The organism is Flagellatimonas centrodinii (genome assembly GCF_016918765.2).
Taxonomy (GTDB): domain Bacteria; phylum Pseudomonadota; class Gammaproteobacteria; order Nevskiales; family Nevskiaceae; genus Polycyclovorans; species Polycyclovorans centrodinii.
Genome location: NZ_CP092104.1, coordinates 139,608 through 165,014 on the forward strand (window position 1 = coordinate 139,608; position 25,407 = coordinate 165,014).

Consider the following 25,407-nt stretch of genomic DNA (forward strand, 5'->3'; position numbering starts at 1 on the left):
TCCCATGCGCCCCTCGAAAGCTCACCACCGATTTCACCAACTGCTCTGTCTGACGGCCGGCATCGCACTGCCCGTGCTGGCGCAAGCGGCGGCGCTGCCCTACATCTCCGCCGATTCGATGCAGAAGTACACCGCACTGCCGGTGACCAGCGTCGATTCCGCGCAGCCCCAGGCGATGATCACCCTGTCGAAGGATCATTCGCTGTTCCTCAAGGCCTACAACGACTACACCGATCTTGATAACGACGGCGTCATCGAGAACACCTACAAGCACGCGTTCGACTACTACGGGTATTTCGACAGCTACAAGTGCTACACCTACAACACCGGCAGCAACCGCTTCGTCCCGGCCACCGTGAACGACCAAGTGGTGACTGAAGCGGGTGACAGCGCAGCCAACCTGGCGGCCAAGTACTGCGGCGGTGGGCAGTGGAGCGGCAACTTCCTCAACTGGGCGGCGATGGCGCGCATCGACGTGGTCCGCAAAATTCTGCTTGGCGGCAAACGGATGATTGACGAATCGGTCAGCACCGGTGGGGCGCGGACCGTGCTGGAGCGCACCTACCTGCCCAATGATGCCCACAGCTGGGCCAAGTACTACAAAGGCGCCGACATCAAGGCGCTGACGCCGTTTGACGTCAGCGATATCACGCTATGCAACACCACCCTCAACCCGGGCTTCAATACGGTGTCGCAGAAGGTCACCGATCCGCCGCTGCTGCGGGTGGCGAAGGGAAACTACACCCTCTGGGCCGCCAACGAGCGCTGGCAGTGCCTGTGGTCGGACGAACAATCGGCGAGCAATGACAATGACGCCGCCAAGTCCGGTATCCCGGCCGGCAGCTCCAACCCGGTCCGCAACACGGTGGCGCTGGGTTCCGGCGTGCGCAAGGGCGACTTCGCAGTGCAGGTGGAAGTCTGTGTCACCGACTTTGCTGACGGCGACCGCTGCAAGACCTATCCCGATGGCACCCCGAAACCGATCGGTCTACTACAGGAATATGGCGACAGCGAGCGCATGTGGTTCGGGCTGACCGTCGGCACCTATGCCAAGAACAAGTCGGGTGGCGATGTGATGAAGCGCATCGAGCCGCTGACCGACGAGATCAATGTCAACGTCGACGGGCGCTTCATCAAAGTGGCGGGGCTGAAACGGGCCAACGGCGCGGTGGCCAGCGATAACCCCGCACAGTCCTCCGGCATGGTCAATGCCCTCTCGCTTTATCGCATCGTCGAGTACGACCATGGCGACGGGGTGTACGACGACTGCAGCTTCCGGCTGGCCAGCTTTGATGACGGCGACTGTGCCAACTGGGGCAACCCGATCGCCGAGGCCTATCTCCAGACCCTGCGCTGGTACGCCAACCTGCAGCCCACCGGACAGTTCCGCGGCAACGACAAAACCTACATCAGCGCGCTCAACCCGCCACAGTCGTTCCAGCCGCCGTCGGTCACCGAGGCCAATGGCAGCTGCCTGTCGCTGAACACCATCGTGTTCAATTCCAGCACGATTTCCTATGACGGCGACCAGCTTGACGCCAACAGCTACGGCATCGATTCCAATGGCATGGAATGGGGGACCACATCGGAAAAGCTAGCGCACCTGGTGGGCGAGTTGGAGGGTATTCACGGCAAGACCTTCTTCGTCGGCACCGCCGGCAACACGGCCCCGGGTGATGACGGCCATCAAATCTGCACCGCGAAAAAAGTGGACAGCCTGGGCGCCGTTACCGGCATTTGCCCGGAGGCACCGCGCCTGGACGGCACCTTCAAGATTGCCGGCATGGCCTACTACGCCTACAACAACGACATCAACATCGACGGCAAGGTCAGTGGCAGCCAAGCCCTCAAGACCTATGCCGTACAGCTGGCCTCCGCCACCCCGACCCTGCAGGTGCCGGTGCCAGGCTCGAAAAAGCAGGTCACCCTGCTGCCCTCCTGCCTCAACCTCGACCTCAACCCCGATACCACCGCCAACCGAAAGCTGACCGGCGCCTGCTCCATCGTCGACTTCAAGATCGTCGAGCCGCACACGGAAGCCGCCGGGGTCGGCAAAGGCAAGGTCTACATCAACTGGGAAAACGGCGAGCAGGGCGGCGACTTTGACCAGGACATGTGGGGAACCCTGAGCTACGAAATCACTGCCAGCCAACTCAAGGTCACCACCCAGACCTTCGGCTACAGCGGAGGCGGCGCCCGTATGGGCTTCGGCTACATCGTCTCCGGCACCAAACAGGATGGCGTGCACTACCACTCCGGCGCGGGCGGCAGTAACGGCAGTGGCAACAGCGGCGGCCGCAACAGCGGGCCGTTCTTCTTCAAGAGCAACTACGGCGGCACCGATTGCAGCGTGCGGCGCTCCGGCAGTGGTGACAACGGCTGTCGCCTCAGCGATCCCGCCACCACCCGTACCTTCGACCTCGGCAACTCGGACGCCCAGTTGCTGAAGGATCCGCTCTGGTATGCGGCCAAATACGGCGGCTTCAGTGGCAAACACACCTACGGCTCCGGCACCCCGCTGCAGCAGAGCCAGTGGGACGTACTCGATGCCGAGGGCAATCCGGGCCCCGACGGCAACCCCGACAACTACTTTTTTGCGGTCGAGCCCCGGCAGCTTGAGGATGCGCTGCGCCGGGTGTTCAACGAAATCATCGGTCGTACCTCGTCCGGCACGGCAGCCTCGGTGGTCGCCAATGCCCGCGAGGGCGTTGGCGCCGTATTCCAGGCCTTGTTCGAACCCTCGAGACAGGACAACAGCGGCCGAGAAGTGGAGTGGATCGGCACCCTCCATGCGCTATGGATCGACGAGCTGGGCCGGCTGCGCGAGGATGGTAACGCCAACCGCAAGCTCGACGACCTGGCCACCGACCCGGTGGTGGAACTGTTCTTCGACGAAACCAATCCGATCGAGGAGAACCGCCGTACCCGTGTCCGTCGCTTCAAGGGTGATCCCGCAGTCGTGACCGCCGAGCTCGACGAGATTGAGCGCCTCAAGACCCTGTGGAATGGTCGCGAGCGCCTCAGCGCGCTCGCCAACGTCACCACTCAACGGAACTACAGTGCCTTGGCATCGGGGGGGCGACATGTATTGACGTGGCTCGACCTTGATCGCGACGGCATCGTCGACGTCGGGGAGCAGCAAGCCTTCGCCAGCGGCAGCTTCGGCAACGGCAATTTCGGCATCCTCAATACACAGACCCTGGCCGACGCGCAGAAGCTGGTGAACTACAGCCGTGGCCAGGATTTCAACGGCCTGCGCAACCGCACCATCGACTACAAGAACACCAATACGCCGCAGGTGATGCGCATGGGCGATATCGTGCAGTCGACCCCGACGGCGGTGTCGCAGCCGGCGGAGTCCTTCGATCTTCTCTACGACGACGCCACCTATGCGACCTTCCGCGAACGCTATCGCAACCGCCGGCAGGTGGTCTACGTCGGCGCCAACGACGGCATGCTGCATGCCTTCAACGGCGGCTTCTATGACGCGGCCGACCGGGCTTTCGACCTCACCGGCAACAACAGCGAAGTCTCCCACCCGCTGGGGGCCGAACTGTGGGCCTACGTGCCGTTCAATCTGCTGCCCCACCTCACCTGGTTCAGCGATCCTGACTACACCCACGTCTGGGGGCTTGATGGCAAGCCGCGGATCTTTGACGCCCGCATCTACGACAACAAGACCTGCGCCGATGCCACCCATCCCTGCGGCTGGGCCACCCTGCTCGTGGTCGGCTTCCGGTTCGGCGGCGGCGACCTGACACTGCCGGCGCGCAAGGGCGGATCGGTGACCAGCGGCTTCGCCGATTTTCACGCTGCCCAGGCGTTCCCCAACAACAGCACCCTCAAGACGCGGTCGGCGTTTGTGGTGCTCGACGTCACCGACCCGGAATCACCGCCCAAGGTGCTCGCCGAGATCGCGTCAGACGAGATCGGCTTCGCCTCCAGCTTCCCCACGGTGGTCGCCAACCGTGGACGCGGCCTCAAGCCGGGTGATGCCGCCAACACTGACGACGCCTGGTATCTGGTGTTCGGCGGCGGCCCCGACAATCTCGACACCACCATCACCAACCTCGGAGAGGCGCAGAGCAGCCGCAACGGCAAGTTCTTCGTCTATGACCTGAAAAAGCTGGTGGCGGCCGCGCCATCGGTGGCACCCGCCAAGGTCTATGACCTCGGGGCCACCGCTGCCAAGTCCTTCGTGACCGATCCGGTGACGGTGGACTGGGACCTGGATTTCCGCGCCGACACGGTGTACTTCGGCACCGTCTCGACCACGGTCGAGAAGCAGAAAAACAACGCCAACGAAGACACGGTGTCGGTGATCAAGGCGCAAAGCGGCAAGCTGTTCAAGCTGGACCTCAAGGAATCCAAGGTCGTCAACGACTGGGTCGCACCGAAGGTCATGCTCAACCCGGCTGCGCCGGTGGTGGCCACGCCGTCGGTGACCTTCGACGAGGTGGGCAACCGATGGGTGATGGCGGGCACCGGCCGTTTCTACGCCGATCTCGACAAGCCCAGCACCTTCAACAACTATCTCTTCGGCGTGATCGACAGCGATACCAATACAGCAGGTGCCAGCGCGCCGATCTACAACTTCGGCAACCTGGTTGATGTCTCGGCGGCACGGGTCAAGACCGACAACACCTTGATCACGCCAATCGCCATTGGTGGCGGCAACACCGCCAGCGATATCGACAGTCTCACCCAAGGTGTGATCAAAGCGGGCGGATGGAAGCTGAACCTCGCTGCACCCGGCGGCCCCACTGAGCGCAATGTCACCCAGACTTCGATCCTCGGTGACGTCTTCTTCGCCGCCGGCTTTACCCCGAGCGACAGTCTCTGTAGCGGCGAAGGCAGAAGCCAGCTCTACGGCCTCTACTACAAGACCGGCACCGCGCGTGGCGATCTGCCCATCTTCGGTGCCGTCACCGACGGCGTCACCGACATTGAAGAGGCGGTACGTGACATCGACCTTGGCGTCGGCCTGGCGGCGGCGCCGTCCCTGCACGTGGGCGCGGCTCGCGACCAACGCGGGATCACGGTATTGACGCAGACCTCCACCGGCGCCATCGAGCGCCGGGAAGCCGACGTCAGCGGCAGCGCGCGCTCGGGTGAAGTCGACTGGCGAGAGCCGCGTCCGTGAGCCGGCTCCGTACCCGGGGGGTGACGCTGATCGAGATGATGGTGGTCGTGGTGATCATCGGGATACTGGCCGCCATCGCCATTCCCAGCTACCAGCGCTACGTCGAGCGGGCACGGCAATCTGATGCCCAGGGCTGCGTACTGGAGACCCTGCAGCGGGCCGAGCGGTTCTACACGCGGGGCAACCGCTATCCCGACGTCATCGGCTCGTTGTACGGCAGCGACGCCAAGACCATCGGCTGCGGCGAGGACGATGACTACGAACTGGCCGTGGCGGACGCGACGGCTGGCTGTCCGCTGACCGGTTGTCTGGAGATCGTGGCGACGCCGGTGTCGAGCCGCATGAGCGGCACCGGCGTGTTTCACCTGCGCTACGACAGTCGTGAGCCGCTGGCCAACCGGACCCAGCGTTGGCGCCTCTACAGCGGCAACAAGCTCGACTGGTAACGCTGCGCAGCTTGCGGCTGGGCGCAGATCACCGCTGCCAGGTGCTCGGCACAAGCCGGCGCCAGGGCAATGCCGTTGCGATAGTGGCCAACGTTGAGCCACAGGCCGTCCGGCCCGCCGGGGCCGACCGTGGGCATGTCGTCCGCACTGCCCGGCCGCAGGCCTGCCCACTGTGCCAGGACCGGCGATGCCGCCTGCCACGGGAACTGGGCGTCAGCGGCACGCTGCAGGTGAATCAGCGCCTCGGGAGTCACACGGCTGTCGAAGCCCACTGATTCGACCGTGCTTCCGATCAGGACATGATCATCCGCACGCGGAATCACATAGACCGACTCGCCGATGCCGATCCGGCGCCCGGCCGCGCCGGGCACCCGCTTGAGCAGCATCTGGCCGCGAACGGGGGCGACCGATGAGGGGACCCCGATGGCGCCCAACAGCGACCCGGCCCATGGTCCCGATGCGACCACCACGGCAGCGGCCGCCAGGACGCCGCCGTCCGCCAACACCACTCCGGTGATCCGATCACCCCTCCGCTGCAACCGAGCAACCTCGGCGTGCCGGATCTCGCCACCGGCGCGCCGCACCGCGGCCGCCAGTGCCCGCCCCAACCGCGGGTTACGGACCTGGCCCAGACTGTCGCAGCACAGGGCTTCGGCATGGCGCTCGAATACCAGCCCGGCGGTCTGCAGCCAGGCCGCTGCCGCCGTCAGACGCTCGGCCAATGGCAACTGCCACTCGATTCCGCTGAGGCGATATTCGATATCGATGCCGGTCTCATCGCGCAGCGTATCGGCCAGCGACGGGTACAAGGCTCGTGACCGGTCGACCCACGACCACACCGCCGGCGGCTCCGCCCAGGGACGAAGCGGGCAGACGATGCCGCCGCCGGCCCAGCTGGCCTGCCGCGCTGGCGTTGCTGCACGCTCGAGCAGGAGGACCCGCAGACCGGCCGCCAGCAGGGCACGGGCGGTTGTCAGGCCCACCACGCCTGCGCCCACCACGATCACGTCCGTCGGTCCCTGCATGCCGCGAAGCATACCCGCAGCGACGGCGCACTGACGTACAGTAGAGCCCTCGACCGGAGCACCGCATGCGATCAACACAAGGCTTCACCCTGATCGAGTTGCTGATCACCCTGGTGGTGGCAGCCATTCTCGCCGCACTGGCCATCCCCGCGTACCAGAACAACGTTGATCGGGGTCGGCGCGCGGTGGCGGTGAACGCACTCACCGAGCTGCATACCGCGCAGCAGGGCTTCCAGCTCAAACGCCGCCGCTTCGCCGCCGACTTTGAACCATTGGTCGGGATCAAGGGGGATACCCTCTACCTGGACGCGGGCAAGCGCATGACCCTGGACAAGGGCAGTGAACCGCTCTATGAGGTCAAGCTCGAGCTCGACAGCGGCGTCTGGTCCGGATTCTCGGCGACTGCCGTCGGCATACAGGCGCGTGATGAGGACTGCACCCGCTTCCGACTCGGCGCTGATGGGCTGCAGTCGGCGGTGGACGGCGGCGGCGCCGACACCACAGCACAGTGCTGGCGGTAACCCATCCCATCGACCACCGCCGCCTGTCGGGTTTTCGACACCACGATCGGGCCGTCGTGACATGGTGGCGTCAGGAGGGCCGGCCGTGACCCGAGGATTCACCCTGATCGAAGTGCTGGTGGTGATCGCGATACTCGGTATCGCTGCCGCACTGGCCGTACCCGGCTTGCGCGCCCTGCTGAACAGCGGGCAGCGCAGCGAGGCGGCGTCGGAGCTGTATGTGTCGCTGATGCAGGCCCGCAGCGAGGCCGTCGTGCGCAACAACCCGATTTCCATCGTGCCGGTCGACGGCAACTGGTCGTTCGGCTGGCGCACCCTGGTCGATGCCGATGGCGATGATGTCGCCGATGCCATCGACATCGATGGCGATGGCACCGCCGATGCGGATGCCGGGCTGTTGTCGGAGGTCCAGTTGACCAACGTCGATCTCGACTGGCGTACCACCCCCAGCCCACTGCCGCGTATCCGTATCAACCGAAGTGGCCGGGTCACCGATGCGCTGCAGGTCCTGCTCTGTGGGCCCGATGCGCGACGGTCGCGCGAAGTCAGTGCCCGTCCGGCGGGTCAGATTCGCCTGCGTGATCTTGCCGATGACCCCGATACCTTTGCCACCGGGTGCAGCGGGTGAAACGCCGGCGCGCCCATGGCTTCACCCTGGTCGAGGTGCTGATCACCGTGTTCGTGATCGGGGTGGGCCTGCTGGGGATGGCGGGGCTGCAGGTGATCGCCAAGAAGACCGCCTATGACGCCACCCAGCGCACCCTCGCCAGCCAGGCGGTGCAGGATATCCTCACGCGCATGCGCGCCAATGCCGGGGTGGCCGGAGCCTACCTCACCGACGATGCCACCGCCCTCGAAGCGCCCGCGAGCGCCTGCGACAGCAGTGATTGCGACCCCACTGCGCTGGCAGCGTGGGACCTGTACCGCTGGGGCCGGGTGCTGTCGGAGGGCGGCGAAGTCGACGACGAGGGTGCAGCCACCGGCGGCCTGGTGACACCAACCGCCTGTGTGCTCGCCGGCGCCACCACCGGCCACTACCGGATCGCCGTGGCCTGGCGCGGCATCACCCCGTTGCCGCCGCCGGAAGACGCCGACGACCCCTCCGACCCCGCCAATGTTGCCTGTGGTGTCGATGCCTATCTCGATGCCGAGGGCATTGACGACTACCGTCGGGTGCTGGTGCTCGATGCCTTTGTGGCGGACCCCACCCCATGAGCCAGCGCCGTCGCCAGCAGGGCTTCACCCTGATCGAGCTGATGATTGCCGGTACCCTCGGTCTGGTGCTGCTGCTGGCGCTGGTGCAACTGTTCCTCGACAACCAGCGCAACCGCGAACAGAACCGTCAGTTGGCCGGGCTGCAGGACCAGGGCCGCTACGCGCTGGCCGAACTCGGCCGTGACCTCACCATGGCCGGCTTCTGGGGCGGCGTGTTCCAGGGGCGCCAGATCACGGTGGCGGCGTCCGCCGCCGATGCGCTGGCCGGCAGCGCCGACTGCGGACCCGGTGGTGCTGCCGGCTGGGCCTTCCTCACGACCGAACGCGTCGCATTCTGGGACGATGCCGAGGAAGCGGCTGTCACCGAACGCTTCGGCTGTCTCGCCAACCTGCGTGCCGGCACCGACGTGGTGGCGATACGGCGGGTGTCGGGCGAGGCCGCGCTGGAAGCCGACACTTGTATCAACGCGGTGCTGGAGCCGTTCCACATCTACCTCAAGACCAACGGTGTGCTGGGCACGCTGCTGCGACTCACCGATCCGGCGCTGGATGTCTGCACCGGTGACGAACCGCTGCAGGCACCGGTGCAGTTCTATACCTACCTGCCGCGCCTGTACTACGTCCGCGACTACGCAGTGACCGCGGGCGACGGCATTCCCACGCTCTGTCGCAAGACCTTGTCGCAAGCCAATCCGGCGGCGATGATCGATGAGTGCATTGCCGAAGGCGTGGAGGACCTGCAGATTGTCTGGGGCATCGACAGCGATGGCGACGCCACCCACGCGCCGGATCGCTACCGCAGCCAGCCGGACGCACTGGAACTGGGCCGCGCGGTCACCGCGCAGATCTTCCTGCGCGTCCGCGCGCGCGAACCCGACCCCCGCCACAGCGACGTCAAGACCTACACCTACGGCGACCGTAGTGGCGACCGTGCCTACGTGCCGCGCAACGCCGATGCCGAGGCCGACGGCACCGCGCCACGGCGCTACTATCGGCGGGTGTTCACGACTACGGTCCATCTGCGAAATCCACTGCCATGAACGTGACCCCGCCACGTCAGCAGGGTGCCGCCCTGGCCACCGCGCTGCTGTTCTTGATCGTGCTGACCCTGCTCGGCATCGGTGCCCTCCGGGAGGCTCGCCTGTCGCTGCGAATGGCGGCCAACGAGTCCTACCGGGTGGATGCACTGGAGACCTCGCAGTCGCTGGTGGACGCGCTGTTGGCCGACGTTGACGCCAACTTCCCGGTGACGCAGCAGGCCGATGTCCAGTTGGCCTGTTTCCCCGGCAACCTGACGGCGGACGCGGCGCCACTGCACGCGCCGTTCGCCTGCGGAACGGCCACCCTGACGCCGCCGGATACCCCCAACGATGCGCTCGATTCCGCCACCTACGTGGAAATCTGGCGGGAGGCGGTCAATGGCGAGGCGCTGATCAGCGCGGCGTCCATCGGCACCACCGAAACCACCGCTCGGGTGCGCTATGCCCGCTTCCGCATTACCGCCGGACTCGACCGCGCGCCGGTGGGTGAAGGCGTCGCTGAAGTGGTCCAGGGCGTGCAGATCGCCGTTCCCGCCGTTGATGGCGTCAACCTGTTCTGAGGTGCGCTCCATGACCTTCCACCGCCTGCGCACTACCCTGCTGGCCTGTGTCGTCACGATCTTCTGCGCATTCCCAGCGCTGGCCGACGACATCGATATCTACAACAACCCGACACCCAACCCGCTGACGCCGCCGACCACCGTGCTGGTGCTCGATCTCAACCTGCTGGGCATCTGCAACAACGTCCTGCTGAGCGGTGCCGACCCCGACAATCCGCAGCTCTGCCTCAATGTCACCAGCGACATGTTGCTGGGCGAGGTGCTGGGGGGCCTGACCGACAATCCCGCAGGGCTGCTGAGCGGCCTGCTGCTGGGCACGAGCGACAACAATGCGGGTCGGGCGGGCGCGTTGTGCGACCTCTACGGCATCCTCGGTATTGCCTCACCGGTGGTGAACCTGCCAGCCGTGGGGTTTCTGCTGCAGTTGCTGTTGGGCGGCGTCTCCACCCTCACCTGTGGGACGCTGGATTTTCTGCTGGGCATTCCGCTGCTCAATACCATCCTCAACGGCCTGCTCGGCGGCTTTGTCGGCCAATTGGTCACCGGTTTGCTGGACCCGCTGCTGACCACCGCCGTCGGCCAGTTGCCGGGCACCGTGACCGGACTGCTCAACACCACCATCAGTGGCGCTCTCAACCTCGGGCAGGTCGGGCTGGTCGGCTTGCTCGAATCCATTCTCAACAATCTGGTCAACTCCCGGGTGGCGATCATGGTGTCGCACGGCGATCGCGCCACCTTTGCCGGCGCACCGGCGGCAAACTGCGCCTTTGGCGAGCAAGCCTCGATCCCGACCAGTCGCCGAGAAACCCCCAACTGCAGTAACGGCGCCTACTTCCTGCTGGGGATGACCGATCTCGTCGACCAGGGCACCGTCAATCAGGTGCTGACACGGGTCATCACCCTGCTCACCAATACCCTGGCGCCGTCGAACGTGCTGAACTCGGTGACCGCCCTCGCCGGCGCCGCACTGACCACACCGACCCGGCTGCTGCCGCCCTTCCAGGGCAAGGAAATCTATGCCGAACTGGCCCACTATCTCGCTGGTGACGTCGTCTACAACGCCCCACTCAACCGCTGGGACGGCCTCACCGGGCTGCTGACCCGTGATACCAGCATCGAATCCGGTGGCCAGTACGTTCCTCCCGGTGCCACCTGCGACATCGTCAACGTGGTCAACGTACAGCTGACCAACAGTCAGCTCGATAACGATTCCGATGCCCGTATCGCCCAGTACTTCCCGGGTGCCGAGAATGCCGGCAGCTACGCCTTCACCGATGTGGTACGGGAGGCACAGGAAACCGGCTTCAGCGCCGGGGGCCAGCAGATCAAGCTGAACTCCTTCTTCGTTGTACAGGACAACCTGTCGAGCCTCGGCAGCCTGACCGGTGCCGGCCTCAATGTTGTCAACTACGCCAACAGTCTGGGGCTGCTCGGCCTCGGCGAGACCATCGCCGAACTGGTGGTGCCGACGCTGGAAGTGAATGCCTCGCTGCTGACGCCGGCAACGACACTGGACATCACCGCCCCCAACCGGTTGCTGCCACCCGCCTATTTTCCGCAGTTCCGTCCGGCCGCCAACCTGGCGCCGCGCTGGGACGGCAATCTCAAGCGTCTGGAACTGGTCAACGGCGTCTACCGCGATGTGCAGGGCGATGTCGCGGTCGGTGACGAGGGGCGTTTGCGCGACGATGCCCTGACCGGCTGGACCGCCCCCGGCAGTCTCGGCGGCGCCCCTGGCGACGGCGGGGATGTGCGGCTGGGCGGGGCCGGCAGTCGCATTCCGGCCTCCGGGCGCAGCAACACCGATGCCGGTGCCCGCAAGATCCTGTTCGACCGCGTGGTGGGCGGGGCCTTGAACCTGGTCAACTTCAACAGCGATGACGCCACCCTGCGGACCGAACTTCGTCCGGTCCTCGGCGCCGCCAGCGACAGCGAAACCCAGGCGCTGATGCTGTATGCCCGCGGCTTCGATGTCGGGACCACTGCAACGCCGGCGGCCAACCTCGCCAGCGTCACCCAGCGCGCGTGGCGACACGGCGCGGTGCTGCATTCGCAGCCGGTGGTGATCAACTACGGCGCACGCGGCGGACACACCCTGGCCAACCCCGATCTGCGCATCCTCTATGGCGCCGCCGACGGCTATCTGCGGCTGGTTCGCGACCGCCTGGCCGACGGCACCCTCAGCGGGATCGAAAGCTGGGCCTTCCTGCCACAGGCGGTGATGGGCCAGCAGAAAACCCTGCGGGACAATGCCGTCGGCGCCCCCTTCCCCTACGGTGTCGATGGCAGCCCGACCCTCATCATTCAGGACCGCGATGGAAATGGTGGCGCCGGTGATGGCGTTCTCGACGATGCCGACGACCGCGTCTGGGCCTTTGTCGGCCTGCGTCGCGGCGGCCGCGGCCTGTACGGGTTGAACCTCACCAACCCCGACGCGCCAGCACTGCTGTGGCGCATCGGGCCCAGCGGGCTGACCAGCAACACGGCGGTGCCAGACCAACTGCCCGGCTGGTACGCGGAACTTGGATTGAGCTTCAGCCAGCCCCAGGCGGCGCGCCTGCGTATCGACGGCGAAGACCGCATCGTGCTGGTCTTCGGCGGCGGCTATGACGGCGGCCGCAGCGCCGCCAATGCCCGTCTCAACAAGGATGCCGAGGCCGCCAGCGGCGGCGTGCTCGGCACCGATGACACCGTCGGCAACGCCGTCTTCATCGTCGACGCCGAAACCGGCGAGCTGCTGTGGAAAGCGGTACAGGGCACGCTCGACAGCTCAGCGCCCTTCAACCCGTCGCAGCGGCGCTTCCGCCATCCGCTGCTGCAGGACAGCATCGCCGCCGATGTCGAACTGGCCGATCTCGATGGTGACGGCTACGCCGACCGGCTGTACGTCGGCGATACCGGTGGCCGCCTGTGGCGCGGGGATTTCCCCGGCGACGACCGTGCCGACTGGACCCTGACCCCGGTGGCCAGCGTCGGCCGCCACGACACCGCCAATGTGACCAACGACCGGCGCCTGTTCCACGCCGTCGACATCGTCCCCGTGCGCACCGCCACCGCGGCCTATGACGCGGTCATCTTCGCCACCGGCAACCGGGCCGATCCCCTTGAGCGGGTCACTGCCAACACGCTCTACGTGTTCCGCGACGGCAATACCGGCATCGGCCTGGAGATCGACGACATCACGGTCGACGAGGCGACCTTGCCGGGCCATCTGGATTTCACCGACCTCACGGGCGCCTGCGCACTCGCCAGCGCGACACTCTGCGCCGCCAATGCCGACCTCTCGACCGGCTGGCGCATCCAGCTGGTGGATGCGGGCGAGAAGGCCCTGTCGCAACCTTTGACGTTGGGAGGGACGGTGTTCCTGACCACGTACGTGCCACCCGATCCGACCCTGGCCACCTGCGCACCGAGCGAGGGCAGCAGCAAGGTCTATGCGGTGTCACTGGCCGACAGTCGACCGGTGGCCAGCGGCGTGCTCGGCGTGGTCGATGGCGACACCGGCGGCGCCCTGCGCGCCCGCCCGGCGAAAGCGCCGGGACTTCCGGGAGACCTGTCGATGGCGGACGTCGGCAGCGCCCGCACCGGAGCGGAAGTGCTCGACGTGGAGGTGCCGCGCTTCTTCCCCATTTACTGGCGCGAACGACGCGGCGAAGATGAACTTCCCGTCCCGCAACCGACGCCGACCCCATGAGCGCACACCCGAACCGCGGCTTCACCCTGATCGAGATGATCATCGTGGTGACGATGATCGCCATCCTCGCCTCGATCGCCATCCCCAGCTACAAGAATTACGTCATGCGGGCCAATCGCACCATTGCCAAGACGGCACTGGTCGAGCTGCAGGCTCGGCAGGAAGGCTACTACGTCGACCGCAAACGGTACGCCACGCAGTTAACCACCCTCGCCTATCCCGCCGACCCGGCCTGGGTCAGCGCGACCGGCGAGCCAGACACCGCTCTGCAGACGGATTCGATCTATCGCATCGACCTGAGTGATGTCACGGCCACCGACTACACGCTGACGGCAACGCCAGTGGGTGCCCAATCTGATGACAGTCGCTGCGGCACCCTCAGCATCATCGCCAGTGGTCGCAAGGCGGCAAGCGGGAGTGACGGCGTCGACTGCTGGCGCTAGCCGCAGCGCGTTTCAGGCCGGGCCACGCACGACCCGGGCTCGGCTCAACGCGGGGTGCTGCCGTCGCGCACGGCCCGTCGCAGCGCCGGCGGCAGTGAAAACACGATGTGTTCGGCGCGGCCCGCCAATTCCTGCACTGTGGTCCCGCCCAGTTCCCTGAGACGGGCGATCACCTGCTGCACCAGCACTTCGGGCGCACTGGCCCCGGCGGTGACGCCAACGCGGGCACGATCGCGCACCCATTCCGGCTGAATATCTTCCGGGCCGTCGATGAGATAGGCCGGTACATCCCGCAGCGCCGCCAGTTCCCGCAGCCGGTTGGAGTTCGAGCTGTTCTTCGACCCGACCACCAACAGGACATCGCATTCGGTCGACAACTGCTTCACCGCATCCTGACGATTGGTGGTGGCATAACAGATGTCGTCCTTGCGGGGCCCGAGAATGGCCGGAAACCGGGCCCGTAGGGCATCGATGACCCGCGCCGTATCATCCATCGACAGCGTCGTCTGTGTGACGTAGGCCATGTGTCCGGGATTGTCGGGCGTCAGTTGCTGCACGTCCTCGGGGGTTTCCACCAGGTGGATGCGGCCGCCATGGCGGCTGTCGAACTGCCCCATCGTGCCCTCGACCTCCGGGTGCCCCGCATGACCGATCAGCACCACTTCCCGTGCTTCACGGGCGTAGCGCTGCACTTCGATGTGGACCTTGGTCACCAGCGGACAGGTGGCATCAAAAACGGTCAGATTGCGACGCGTCGCATCCTCTCGCACCTGCTGCGAGACCCCGTGTGCGGAAAAGATGCAGGTGGCGCCTTCGGGGATCTCGGCGACCTCCTCGACGAAGATCGCGCCCTTGGCCTTGAGATTGTCGACCACGAAGCGGTTGTGCACCACCTCGTGCCGCACGTAGATGGGGCTTCCCAGGGCCTCCAAGGCGCGTTCGACGATCTCGATGGCGCGGTCGACCCCGGCACAGAAGCCGCGCGGATTGGCGAGGACAATGTCCATCAGGATGCCCGCCGGGCCGCGCGCTCGCGGCGCCACTGCAGAATCGAGTCGAGAATCAGCAGACCGGCCCCGGTGGTAATGGCGGTATCCGCGACATTGAAGGCGGCGAAATGCCAGCCACCCCAGTAAAAATCAATGAAATCGACCACGTACCCGCGAGTGACACGGTCGATGACATTGCCCAGCGCACCGCCGAGTATCAGCACCAGGCCGACCGCCACCAGCGGCTCGCCTCGAGGATGTCGGCGTAGCCAGATCAGGATGCCGACACTGACGGCAACGCCCAGCAACACGAAGAACGCCGGCGGCGCGTCCTCCAGCATCGAAAACGCGGCGCCGGTGTTGCGCAGATAAACGAGGTTGAGATGCGGCACCAACGGGATCGACTCGAACCAGTCGAGGTGGCGCACCACCAATTGCTTGGTGATCTGGTCGACCAGCATGACCGCCGCCGACAGCCACAACCAATAGACGTTCTTGTACTGAAAGGACATGACGGGTCTCAGATGAACCGGCGGTGTTCGCCAGCGCCGTCGACATTGTCGACGCAACGGCCGCAAAGCGTCGGGTGAGCCTCGTGTCGGCCAATATCCTCGCGATAGTGCCAACAGCGTTCGCACTTGGCATACGGGCTAGCGATCGCCTGCACTGTCAAGGTATCGCCGTTATCCAGTGTGAAGGCAACGCCGTCGCCCGCCGGCCTCAGCTCGGCAGCGGAGGTCATGAACCAGAATCGCAGCTCGTCGCCTGGTGCGGCCAGCGCCGCCGCCATGGCCGGGCTGGCACTGAGCGTTACCTGTGCCGACAGGGCGCTACCGACGGTACCGGCGGCGCGGAGGTCTTCCAACACCTTCTTGACTGCCGTTCGCGCCAACTGCAACCGCGACCAGTCCAGGCCCTCTGCCGGCGTCTCGGGAAACCGGTGCCACGGCTGTGCGAAGACCGACGCACTGCGATCCCCCGGCAGCAGACGCCAGATCTCATCGGCCGTGAACGACAGGATCGGCGCGATCCAACGCACCAGACCCTCGGCGATGTGGAACAGCGCGGTTTGTGCCGAGCGCCGGGCGCGACTGGCACGCGGCGTGGTGTACAAGCGGTCCTTCAGCAGATCGAGATAGAGACCGCCGAGGTCGTTGACGCAGTAGTTGTGCAGGCCGTGATAGACCCGATGAAACTCGCGCTCGCGATAGGCGGTCTGCAGCTCGCGCTGGAGGCGGGCAGCCTCGCTGATGGCCCAGGCATCGACCGCCACCAGCTCGTCGGCAACGACCGCGTCGGTGGCGGGGTCGAAACCGTCAAGCGCGCCCAACAGATAGCGCGCGGTGTTGCGAATACGGCGGTAGGCATCGGCAATCCGCTTGAGCAGGTTGTCGGAGATGGCAATCTCGCCGGAGTAGTCGCTGCTGGCCACCCACAGGCGCAGGACGTCAGCCCCCAAGGTGCTAGTGACCTTCTGTGGCGCCACCACATTGCCGAGGCTCTTGGACATCTTGCGGCCCTGCTCGTCGACGGTGAAACCGTGGGTGAGCACGCTTTTGTATGGCGCATGCCCCTGCATCGCCACCGACGTCAGCAGGGACGACTGGAACCAGCCGCGGTGCTGGTCCGAGCCTTCGAGATAGATGTCCGCCTGCGCCGGCGGGGTCCGCCCGTTGGCGGTGAAACTGGCCTGGTGGACGACACCGGAGTCGAACCAGACGTCCAGGGTATCGGTGCTCTTCTCGTATTCGTCACCGACACCCCAGTCGGCGGTGGTGGTGCCGAACCAGGCTTCCAGTCCCTCCTGCGCCACCGCATCGGCAACCCGCCGCAGCAATGCCGGTGTATCGGGGTGCAACTGCTGGGTCTCGCGATGTACGAAGACGGCCATCGGCACGCCCCAGAACCGCTGACGGGAGATGCACCAGTCGGGGCGGCCCTCGATCATCTTGGCGATACGCGCTTCGCCCCAGGCCGGAATCCACTGCGTTTCACGAATGGCCTCGGTGGCACCGTCGCGGAGCCCGGCGGCGGTCATCGACACAAACCACTGCGGCGTTGCACGCTGGATCAACGGCGACTTGTGGCGCCAGCAGTGGGGGTAGCTGTGGTGCAGCTGGCCGAGGTGAACCAACGCACCTCGCTCGCGCAGCGCCTCGATCACCACGGCATCTGCCTTACGCACGTGCAGGCCGGCCACCACCGGCGTGCCATCAATGAATACGCCGTTGCCCGCCACCGGGTTGTAGACCGTCAGGCCGGCGGCACGCCCCACCGCATAGTCGTCGGCCCCATGGGCGGGGGCGGTATGCACCAGACCGGTACCCGCTTCCAGGGTGACGTGTTCACCGGCCAGTACCGGCACCACACGGTCGGCAAACGGATGCCGTGCCAGAGCGTCGACCAGCGCACGTCCGGGCGCGCGCGCCAGTTCGCGTGGCTCGGCACCGACCCGGGCGGCGACGGCCGCCACCAGCTCGGCCGCCACAATCAGGGTCCGCTCACCCAGTGCAACCAGCGCGTAGTCGAGGTCGGGATTGACGCAGATCGCCTGATTCGCCGGCAGCGTCCAGGGCGTGGTCGTCCAGATGACGAAGGCCGCGCCATCGGCTGCGGCGACACCGAAGCGCCGGGCCAGATCGGTGGCGTCGTCTGCGGCAAAGGCCACGTCGATCGCCTGCGATGTCTTGTCCTGGTATTCAACCTCGGCCTCGGCCAGCGAAGAGCCACAATCGAGACACCAATGGACCGGCTTGAAGCCGCGGGTGACGTGCCCATTGGCGGCAATGGTCGCCAGTACCCGCAGCTGCTCGGCCTCGAAACCGGGCTGCATGGTGAGGTAGGGATGATCCCAGTCGGCGAGAATGCCAAGCCGCTCGAAGTCGACGCGCTGCCGTTGCACCTGGTCGGCCGCATAGGCCCGGCAGTGCGCTCGGAATTGCGCCGGGCTCAGCGTGTCGCTGACCTTGCCGAACTTCTTTTCCACCTGCAGTTCGATCGGCAGGCCGTGACAGTCCCAGCCGGGAATGAGGGCTGCCTGGCGACCGTCCAGCCGCGCCGCCTTGACCACGATGTCCTTGAGGACCTTGTTGACCGCATGTCCGATATGGATGTCGCCATTGGCGTAGGGCGGGCCGTCGACCAGCCAGAATGGCTCTGCGCCCTCGGCGGCCTTCACCACCGCCGCATAGGTCTCTTCGGCTTGCCAGCGGGCGAGCATTTCCGGCTCGCGTTTGGCGAGTTGGGCCTGCATCGGGAAGGCCGTTTCCGGAAGGTTCAGGGTGGCCTTGTAATCGGTACTCACAGACGGGGCACTCGTCGGATCAAGCGGGCGGGCCCGCCAGTGTAAGGAACCGGCGCGTCGCCGTGGCGCGTGCGCAGTTCAGGAGAGGGGATCATCGGCAGCCGATTGCAACCAGTCACGGGCGGCATCGCGGTCCCGATGCATCTGCGCCTTGAGGGCGTCGAGCGACGCAAATCGGGTTTCGGCGCGCAGGAAATGGCGGAATGTCACGCCAATCTGCTGCCCGTAGAGGTCCCCCGGTGGGACCAGACAGTGGGCCTCCAACAGCGCCGGGGTTCCTCCGAGCGTCGGCCGCACGCCGAGGTTCGCCACGGCCGGAAGCGGGTGCCCGTCCACCGTCACGGTCACCGCATAGACCCCATGCCGCAGGGCGAGGCGATGATGCAGCGGGATATTGGCCGTCGGCATGTCGAGCGTGCGGCCCAGGCGCAGGCCGCCGCGGACCCGCCCCAGCAGTTGGAACGGGCGACCCAGCAACGCGGCCGCGGCGGTCAGATCGGCCGCCGCCAGGGCGGCACGCAGGCGGGTGGAGCTGCAGCGCGCGGCCCCCAGCGCCACGGTGTCGATGGTGTCGACGATGAAGCCTGCCGCCTGCCCGGCGGCCTGCAATGTGGCGTAGTCCCCCTGACGCTGGCGGCCATAGCGGAAATCGTCCCCGACCACCACGGCGCGCGCATCCAGATCCCGCCGCAGCAGCTCGTCGACAAACCCGCGGGGGCTGTACTCGGCAAAGCCGCGGTGGAAGCGCTGCAGCAGCACCTGGTCAACGCCCACGGCAGCGAGGTCGGACAGTTTGGTCCGCAGCGTGGTCACCCGCGGTGGCGCGCTGTCGGGTGCGAAGTATTCGCGCGGCGTCGGCTCGAAGGTGAGCACGGTCAGCGGCAGCTGCAGCCGGTCGGCATGGGCGCGGGCCCGCGCGATCAGGGCCTGGTGCCCACGATGGACGCCGTCGAAGTTGCCGATGGTGACCACCGTCGGCCGTTGCGCATGCGCTGCATTATGTTGTCCGCGGATCAGTTTCATGACAGCTGCCGCCGCAGGTGGTGGGGACGCAGGCCGGTGGCCGCCAGCACCAGCAGATAGGTGACACCGGCAGCCACGATAATGGTCAGCAGCCGTTCGACGCGGCCGCTGAGGCCCTCGGTCAGCCAGCTCTCCACCGGGCCGTGCAGCCAGAGCACCACCGCTGCCATCAGCCCGTTGGCGAGCAGCAGGCGCAGTGCAAATCCCCCCCATCCGGCCCCGGGGCGGTAAACCCCCTCGTGGCGAAGCCGCCGCCACAACAGGACCGCGTTGATCCAGGCCGAGGTCGAGGTCGCAGCCGCCAGCACGGCATGCGGCGCCGACCATCCCCAGTGCACTGCCAGCAGGACCCCACTCAGCGACAGCACCATGCCGCACAGCAGTGCAGTGATGGCGATGCGGACCGGCACCCGCGTTTGCTGCCGGGCATAGAACCCGGGGACCAGCACCTTGACCAGCGAGAACCCCATGAAACCGAAGGCGTAGGCCATCAGCGCCCAGGCGGTCATCTGCGCATCCTCGGGCGAGAACGCGGCGTACTGGAACAGGGTGATGACCAGCGGCGATGCCAGCAGGAACAGGCCGAGGGCCGCCGGCACCCCGACCAGCAGTAGCACCCGCAGCCCCCAGTCGAGGGTGGCGGAGAAGTCGCCATGAGCGGCACTGGCGAACTGTGCAGACAGGGTCGGCAGGATCACGGTGCCGATCGCAATGCTGAAGATGCCCAGCGGGAACTCCATGAGGCGGTCTGCAAAATACAGCCAGCTGACGCTACCGCTCACCAGAAAGCTGGCGAGTATGGTGTCGAGCAACAGGCTCACCTGTGCGACCGAGGAGCCGATCATGATCGGCACCATCAGACTGACGATGCGTCGCACCCTCGGGGCGCCCCAGCCCCACCGCGGACGCGGCAGCAGATCCAGCCGACGCAGACTCGGCAACTGGAACAGCAGTTGCAGCACGCCGGCAGCAAACACCGCATACGCCAGCACCCGCACCGACTCGGCGTCGATGAAGGCGGCGGCGATCAGGCAGACATTGAGAATAACCGGGGTCACCGCCGGCACCGCGAACTGCCCGTAACTGTTGAGGACGCCACCCGCCATTGCGGTGAGCGAAATGAACAGCAGGTATGGGAAGGTCCAGCGCAACATGTCGGCGCCGAGGGCGAACTGCGTCGGATCGTCGGCAAAGCCGGGGGCGAAAAGGCCCATCAACAACGGGCTGGCCAGACAGCCGACCAGGGTGATGGCGCCAAGAATCCCGCCGAGGGTGCCGGCCACCTGCGACAACAGCAGCCGCGCTTCCGCATGTGCACCGCGGCTGCGGGTTTCGGTGAACACGGGAACAAACGACTGGGAGAACGCCCCTTCGGCAAACATGCGGCGGCCGAAGTTGGGGATTTTCAGCGCCACCAGAAAGGCGTCCATGCCGGCACCAGCGCCAAAAGCGGCGGCGAACAGGATGTCGCGGACGAAGCCGAGCACGCGCGACAGCAGCGTCATGCCACCGACCACACCGGAGGACTTGAGGAGGGAACCGGACATAAGCGCGGAAGTGTAGCGGGATCAACGAGCGGTCGCCGCCCCGGCCGGTTGACAACTGCATGACGCACCCGGACAATTCGCGCCCTTCCATCGAACCGAATGCCGTCAGGAGTTTCCCCCTTGGCCAACATTGCCAGCGCCAAAAAGCGCGCCCGTCAGAGCATCAAGAATCGCGAGCGCAACACGGCGCAGCGGTCAATGATCCGTTCCACCATCAAGAAGGTCGTCAAGGCCTGCGACGCCGGCGACAAGGCCGCCGCCGCCACCGCATACACCGAAATGGTGCCGGTGCTGGATCGCTACGCCAACCGCGGGCAGATCCACAAGAACAAGGCTGCACGTCACAAGAGCCGACTGATCGCCCGCATCCAGGCCATGGCCTGAAACCAGGCGGCATCAGAAAAGCCGACCCAAGGGTCGGCTTTTTTGTGCCCGCGTCAGTGCTGAACCACCACCAGATTGTCGCGATGCACCAGCTCGGGCTCGCCGGCATACCCCAGCCGGGTCATTACCTCGTGACCGCGCGCGCCGAGAATGCGCCGCGCCTCGTCGGCATCGTAGTTCACCAGGCCCCGTGCCACCTCGACGCCGTCGGGCGCGAGACAGCGCACCAAATCACCGCGATCGAAACCACCCTCCACGGCGGTCACCCCCACCGGCAGCAGGCTACGGCCATCGTTGGCCGACAGCACCCGCGCCGCACCCGCGTCAAGATGCAGCGTGCCGCGAACCTGCAGCTGCCCGGCGATCCAGCGCTTGCGGGCCGCCATGGGGGTTTGCGCCGGCTTCAGCAGCGTGCCGATTTCAGCGCCGCGGGCGATCTGCAGCAAGGCGCTGGGCGCGCGACCATGGGCGATCACGGTGGCGGCGCCGGAACGGGCCGCAATCTGCGCCGCGTTGAGCTTGGTCTTCATCCCGCCCCGCCCCAGCGTCCCCTTGCTGCCGCCGGCCATGCCGACCAGCCGCGCATCCGCCAGATCCGCCTCATGAATCAGGCGGGCGTCCGGCTGCAATCGGGGATCCGCCTCGAACAGCCCGGCCTGATCGGTGAGGATGACCAGCAGATCGGCTTCGATCAGGTTGACCGTCAGGGCGCCGAGGGTGTCGTTGTCGCCAAGACGAATCTCGTCGATGGCCACGGTGTCATTCTCGTTCACCACCGGCACCACCCCGTATTCCAATAACTGCAGGAAGGTGCCGCGTGCGTTGAGGTAGCGTTGCCGATTGGCGACGTCCTCATGGGTCATCAGAATCTGCGCCGCCTTCAGGCCATGCCCCTGGAAGGCATGCTCCCAGGCCCGCACCAGGCCCATTTGCCCGACGGCGGCGGTCGCCTGCAGTTGATGCAACAGCTCCGGTCGTCGAGACAGGCCGAGCCGGGCCATGCCCTCGGCAACCGCACCGGATGACACCAGCACCACCTCGATACCCTGCTCAACCAGCGCGGCGATCTGCGCGCTCCAGTCGGCAATGGCGGCATGATCCAGCCCGCGCCCCTGGGCGGTGACCAGGGAACTGCCGATCTTGATGACCCAGCGACGATGCGGGATCAGGCGTGCACGGGCGTCAGACATGGTGGAGGACACGAGCGATCGAGCGAAATTAATCAGCCGTGGGGAGAATCGGCTGCGTTTCCGACAGCACAGCCAGGTCGGCGTCTGCCGCCGCCCGCTGGGCATCGACCCAGTCCTGGGCAGCGGCGCACAACACGTCACAGCCGGCGCCGGTGGCGGCAGAGATAGAGAACCAGGGCAGCTTCAGGCGCAATCGCCGCAGCGCCGCCTTGATCAGGGCCTGGGCCTCGGCTTCCGGTATCAGGTCGGTCTTGTTGAACACCAGCCACTGGGTGCGCTGTGCCAGTTCAGGGCTGAACTGCTTCAGCTCCTTGTTGATGGTGCGCACATTGACCACGAGGTCACTGCCATCCGGCGGCAGTATGTCGATCAGATGGAGCATCAACCGCGTCCGCGACAAATGCTTGAGAAAGCGATGACCGAGGCCCGCCCCGTCCGCCGCTCCTTCAATCAAGCCGGGGATGTCGACCATCACGAAGGACCGCAGCGGCCCCACCGACACCACACCGGGCTGCGGATACAGGGTGGTAAAGGGATAGTCGGCGATCTTCGGGCGCGCCGCCGACACCTGCGACAGCAAGGTCGACTTGCCGGCGTTGGGCATGCCCAACAAACCGACATCGGCCATCAACGACAACTCCAGCTTGAGGTCACGCTGGTCTCCGGGCGAACCTTTGGTGAACTGCCGGGGCGCGCGGTTGACCGACGACTTGAAGCGCGTATTACCGAGCCCGTGGAAGCCACCCTGGGCGATCTTCATGCGCTGTCCGGCACGCGTCAGCTCGCCGATCAGTTCCCCGGTCCCCTCGTCGACGATGCGGGTCCCCAGGGGCATCGGCACGTCCATGTCGTCAGCGTTGGCGCCACGGCAGTTGGCACCGGACCCATTGTGACCGCGATCGGCGCGGAAGCGCCGGGTGAAGCGGAAGTCCGCCAGGGTGTTGAGATTGGGGTCCGCCACTGCGTAGATGCTGCCGCCATCCCCCCCATCGCCCCCGTCCGGGCCGCCGAAGGGAATGTACTTCTCGCGGCGGAAGCCGACGCAGCCGTCCCCACCGTTGCCAGCTTCGACCCGGATACGCGCTTCGTCGACGAATTTCATGTGAACTCCCTGTGGGCACAAAAAAACCCCGTAACCGGGGCTTTTTGTACCGCAGCGCCGATCAGGCCGCCACGATATCCACGTAGACCTTGCCGCCGCGGGGTCCACGGGTGTTGAAGGTAACCTTGCCCGGCTTCAGCGCGAAGATGGTGTGGTCCTTGCCCAGGCCGGCGTTGACGCCTGCGTGGTACTGGGTGCCGCGCTGGCGAATGATGATGTTGCCCGGGATGACCGCTTCACCACCGAACTTCTTCACGCCCAGTCGTTTGGCTTCTGATTCGCGCCCGTTACGGGTTGAGCCGGCGGCCTTTTTGTGTGCCATGTGTCGAGACTCCTAAATGGTGGGCGGCGGCTCAGGCGCCGACGATGTCGGTGATCTTCACTTCGGTGAAGTTCTGCCGATGGCCCTGTTCCTTGTGATAGTGCTTGCGACGGCGATGCTTGATGATGCGGATCTTGTCGCCACGACCGTGGGCGAGGACCTCAGCATTGACCTTGCCACCGGCGACCGTGGGCGCGCCGACCTGGATGGCCTCGCCGTCCGCGATCATCAGCACTTCATCGAACGCCACGGTGGCGCCGACTTCAGCGTCGAGGGTTTCGATCTTGAGCTGTTCGCCGGGGGCGACCTTGTACTGTTTGCCACCGGTTTTAATGACCGCGTACATCGTGCACTCCGCAATAGCTGTGCCGGGAACCCCCGGCGAAAGAGCACGCGATTGTAGGGATGGCGCCCCCGCAAGTCAACGATTTGTCACGAGCAAGCGTGAAATCAGGGGATCCAGCGCATCGGCTGCAGCCCGCCGATCGGCTGGGCCCAGCATTCGCGACTGGCTTCGCCCAACAGCCAGTCTCGGAAGCTGCGAACTTCGTCGGTCAGCGTGTTCTCGGGGCCGTGCACCACATAGTAGGACGACGACATCGTCAGGCTGAGTGGAAACGGCACCGTCAGTCGCCCGCTGTTCAGCAGCTCGGCCGCCAGCAGGGGGACACCGAGGACCACCCCCATACGGTCAGCGGCCGCCTCGATAGCCAGGGTGACCTGGTTGAACACCGGGCCACGGCGGGTGTTGACGTCGGCCACACCGGCGGCCTTCATCCAGTCGGCCCATTTGGGCCAGCCGACATCCATCATGGCAACGTCGTTCTGGATATGCAGCAGGGTATGTCGGCGCAGGTCCTCGGGTGCCACCAGCGGGTGCTGGCCATCGATCAGCGCGGGACTGCACATCGGCGTGGAATGCAACACGAACAGACGCTCGACCACACATCCCGGGTAATGCCCGTCGCCGAAGCGGATGGCGATGTCGTTGCCCTCCAGCACATCGGCGGGATGGTCCGAGACCTTGCGCACCTCATCCGACATCGTCGGCCGCGCCGACAGCCGCAATTCGATATCCGGTTGGGTGTCCTGAAACTGCTGCAAGCGGGGCAGCAGCCAGTTCGACCCAAAAGCCTGCGGCACCCCGATCAGCACCCGATTACGACGTTCGGTCTTGCGGGCTTCGACCTGCTCGACCGCTGCAACGAGGTCGGCGAACACCTTGCTCAGCTTGGGCAACAGCGCCAGCCCCTCCTCCGTCAGTGCCAGGCGCCGTGGCAACCGGCGGAACAGCGCGACCCCCAGCCGTTCTTCCAGCAGCTTGACCTGCTGACTGACCGCGGCGGGCGTGACATGCAGTTCCTGGGCGGCCTTTTGCACGCTCTGATGACGGGCGGCAGCTTCGAAGGCACGCAAGGCGTTGAGGGGCGGGAGTCTCATGCGGTTTAGATTTTCTTAA

The 25,407-nt window shown here is 66.0% G+C and carries 21 protein-coding genes; 10 read left to right on the forward strand and 11 right to left on the reverse strand.

Features of this window, described 5'->3' with window-relative positions; genetic code table 11:
• Positions 1-4 precede the first annotated feature (4 nt).
• On the forward strand, positions 5-5,143 hold the full coding sequence (locus JN531_RS00640; protein WP_228346925.1) for a pilus assembly protein: 5,139 nt from the start codon (positions 5-7) through the stop codon (positions 5,141-5,143).
• Positions 5,140-5,589: a type IV pilin protein gene (locus JN531_RS00650; RefSeq protein WP_275591469.1), complete on the forward strand. Its 450-nt coding sequence runs from the start codon at positions 5,140-5,142 to the stop codon at positions 5,587-5,589. The genes JN531_RS00640 and JN531_RS00650 overlap by 4 nt, the downstream gene beginning before the upstream one ends.
• Here the strand turns inward: JN531_RS00650 and JN531_RS00655 are convergent.
• Positions 5,562-6,614, reverse strand: a complete 1,053-nt coding sequence (locus tag JN531_RS00655) for an NAD(P)/FAD-dependent oxidoreductase (RefSeq protein ID WP_228346926.1) — start codon at positions 6,612-6,614, stop codon at positions 5,562-5,564. The genes JN531_RS00650 and JN531_RS00655 overlap by 28 nt on opposite strands.
• Positions 6,615-6,679: 65 nt before the next feature.
• Between JN531_RS00655 and JN531_RS17300 the strand changes: the two genes are divergently transcribed.
• The 7 genes from JN531_RS17300 to JN531_RS00695 all read left to right on the forward strand — a co-directional run bounded on the left by JN531_RS17300 (position 6,680) and on the right by JN531_RS00695 (position 14,087).
• A complete protein-coding gene (locus JN531_RS17300; RefSeq protein ID WP_275591470.1) occupies positions 6,680-7,135 on the forward strand; it encodes a type IV pilin protein in 456 nt (151 codons plus the stop codon).
• An 85-nt stretch (positions 7,136-7,220) separates the two neighbouring features.
• On the forward strand, positions 7,221-7,763 hold the full coding sequence (locus JN531_RS00665) for a GspH/FimT family pseudopilin (protein ID WP_228346927.1): 543 nt from the start codon (positions 7,221-7,223) through the stop codon (positions 7,761-7,763).
• Positions 7,760-8,350, forward strand: a complete 591-nt coding sequence (gene pilV, locus JN531_RS00670; protein ID WP_228346928.1) for a type IV pilus modification protein PilV — start codon at positions 7,760-7,762, stop codon at positions 8,348-8,350. The genes JN531_RS00665 and pilV overlap by 4 nt, the downstream gene beginning before the upstream one ends.
• Positions 8,347-9,390: a PilW family protein gene (locus JN531_RS00675; RefSeq protein ID WP_228346929.1), complete on the forward strand. Its 1,044-nt coding sequence runs from the start codon at positions 8,347-8,349 to the stop codon at positions 9,388-9,390. Before pilV ends, JN531_RS00675 begins: the two co-directional genes overlap by 4 nt.
• Complete coding sequence (locus JN531_RS00680) at positions 9,387-9,950, forward strand: PilX N-terminal domain-containing pilus assembly protein (RefSeq protein WP_228346930.1); 564 nt, start codon at positions 9,387-9,389, stop codon at positions 9,948-9,950. The genes JN531_RS00675 and JN531_RS00680 overlap by 4 nt, the downstream gene beginning before the upstream one ends.
• Before the next feature lie 10 nt (positions 9,951-9,960).
• Positions 9,961-13,644, forward strand: coding sequence for a pilus assembly protein (locus JN531_RS00685; protein ID WP_228346931.1), 3,684 nt, complete (start codon positions 9,961-9,963; stop codon positions 13,642-13,644).
• The gene (locus JN531_RS00695; RefSeq protein ID WP_275591471.1) at positions 13,641-14,087 is read left to right on the forward strand and encodes a type IV pilin protein; all 447 of its coding nucleotides are present in this window, start codon (positions 13,641-13,643) and stop codon (positions 14,085-14,087) included. The genes JN531_RS00685 and JN531_RS00695 overlap by 4 nt, the downstream gene beginning before the upstream one ends.
• A 44-nt stretch (positions 14,088-14,131) precedes the next feature.
• Here JN531_RS00695 and ispH read toward each other — a convergent pair whose 3' ends face one another.
• The 5 genes from ispH to murJ all read right to left on the reverse strand — a co-directional run bounded on the left by ispH (position 14,132) and on the right by murJ (position 20,950).
• Entirely contained in the window at positions 14,132-15,094 is a 963-nt protein-coding gene (gene ispH / locus JN531_RS00700; protein WP_228346932.1) for a 4-hydroxy-3-methylbut-2-enyl diphosphate reductase, read from the reverse strand.
• Complete coding sequence (gene lspA / locus JN531_RS00705; RefSeq protein WP_228346933.1) at positions 15,094-15,588, reverse strand: signal peptidase II; 495 nt, start codon at positions 15,586-15,588, stop codon at positions 15,094-15,096. The genes ispH and lspA overlap by 1 nt, the downstream gene beginning before the upstream one ends.
• Before the next feature lie 8 nt (positions 15,589-15,596).
• Positions 15,597-18,329, reverse strand: a complete 2,733-nt coding sequence (ileS, locus tag JN531_RS00710) for an isoleucine--tRNA ligase (RefSeq protein ID WP_366522453.1) — start codon at positions 18,327-18,329, stop codon at positions 15,597-15,599.
• 129 nt (positions 18,330-18,458) lie between these two features.
• On the reverse strand, positions 18,459-19,403 hold the full coding sequence (locus JN531_RS00715) for a bifunctional riboflavin kinase/FAD synthetase (protein WP_228346935.1): 945 nt from the start codon (positions 19,401-19,403) through the stop codon (positions 18,459-18,461).
• Entirely contained in the window at positions 19,400-20,950 is a 1,551-nt protein-coding gene (gene murJ / locus JN531_RS00720) for a murein biosynthesis integral membrane protein MurJ (RefSeq protein WP_228346936.1), read from the reverse strand. Before murJ ends, JN531_RS00715 begins: the two co-directional genes overlap by 4 nt.
• A 120-nt stretch (positions 20,951-21,070) precedes the next feature.
• Here murJ and rpsT point away from each other — a divergent pair, with 120 nt between their 5' ends.
• Positions 21,071-21,334, forward strand: a complete 264-nt coding sequence (rpsT, locus tag JN531_RS00725) for a 30S ribosomal protein S20 (RefSeq protein ID WP_228346937.1) — start codon at positions 21,071-21,073, stop codon at positions 21,332-21,334.
• 53 nt (positions 21,335-21,387) lie between these two features.
• On the opposite strand, the gene proB is transcribed toward rpsT, so the two are convergent.
• The 5 genes from proB to gcvA form a co-directional block, all read right to left on the reverse strand.
• Positions 21,388-22,524: a glutamate 5-kinase gene (gene proB, locus JN531_RS00730; RefSeq protein ID WP_228346938.1), complete on the reverse strand. Its 1,137-nt coding sequence runs from the start codon at positions 22,522-22,524 to the stop codon at positions 21,388-21,390.
• 28 nt (positions 22,525-22,552) lie between these two features.
• The gene (gene cgtA / locus JN531_RS00735) at positions 22,553-23,626 is read right to left on the reverse strand and encodes an Obg family GTPase CgtA (RefSeq protein WP_228346939.1); all 1,074 of its coding nucleotides are present in this window, start codon (positions 23,624-23,626) and stop codon (positions 22,553-22,555) included.
• Positions 23,627-23,687: 61 nt separating this feature from the next.
• The gene (gene rpmA, locus JN531_RS00740; protein ID WP_228346940.1) at positions 23,688-23,948 is read right to left on the reverse strand and encodes a 50S ribosomal protein L27; all 261 of its coding nucleotides are present in this window, start codon (positions 23,946-23,948) and stop codon (positions 23,688-23,690) included.
• Between the two features lie 31 nt (positions 23,949-23,979).
• Positions 23,980-24,294, reverse strand: coding sequence for a 50S ribosomal protein L21 (gene rplU / locus JN531_RS00745; protein WP_228346941.1), 315 nt, complete (start codon positions 24,292-24,294; stop codon positions 23,980-23,982).
• Between the two features lie 104 nt (positions 24,295-24,398).
• Positions 24,399-25,388: a transcriptional regulator GcvA gene (gcvA, locus tag JN531_RS00750; protein ID WP_228346942.1), complete on the reverse strand. Its 990-nt coding sequence runs from the start codon at positions 25,386-25,388 to the stop codon at positions 24,399-24,401.
• Positions 25,389-25,407: the final 19 nt, after the last annotated feature.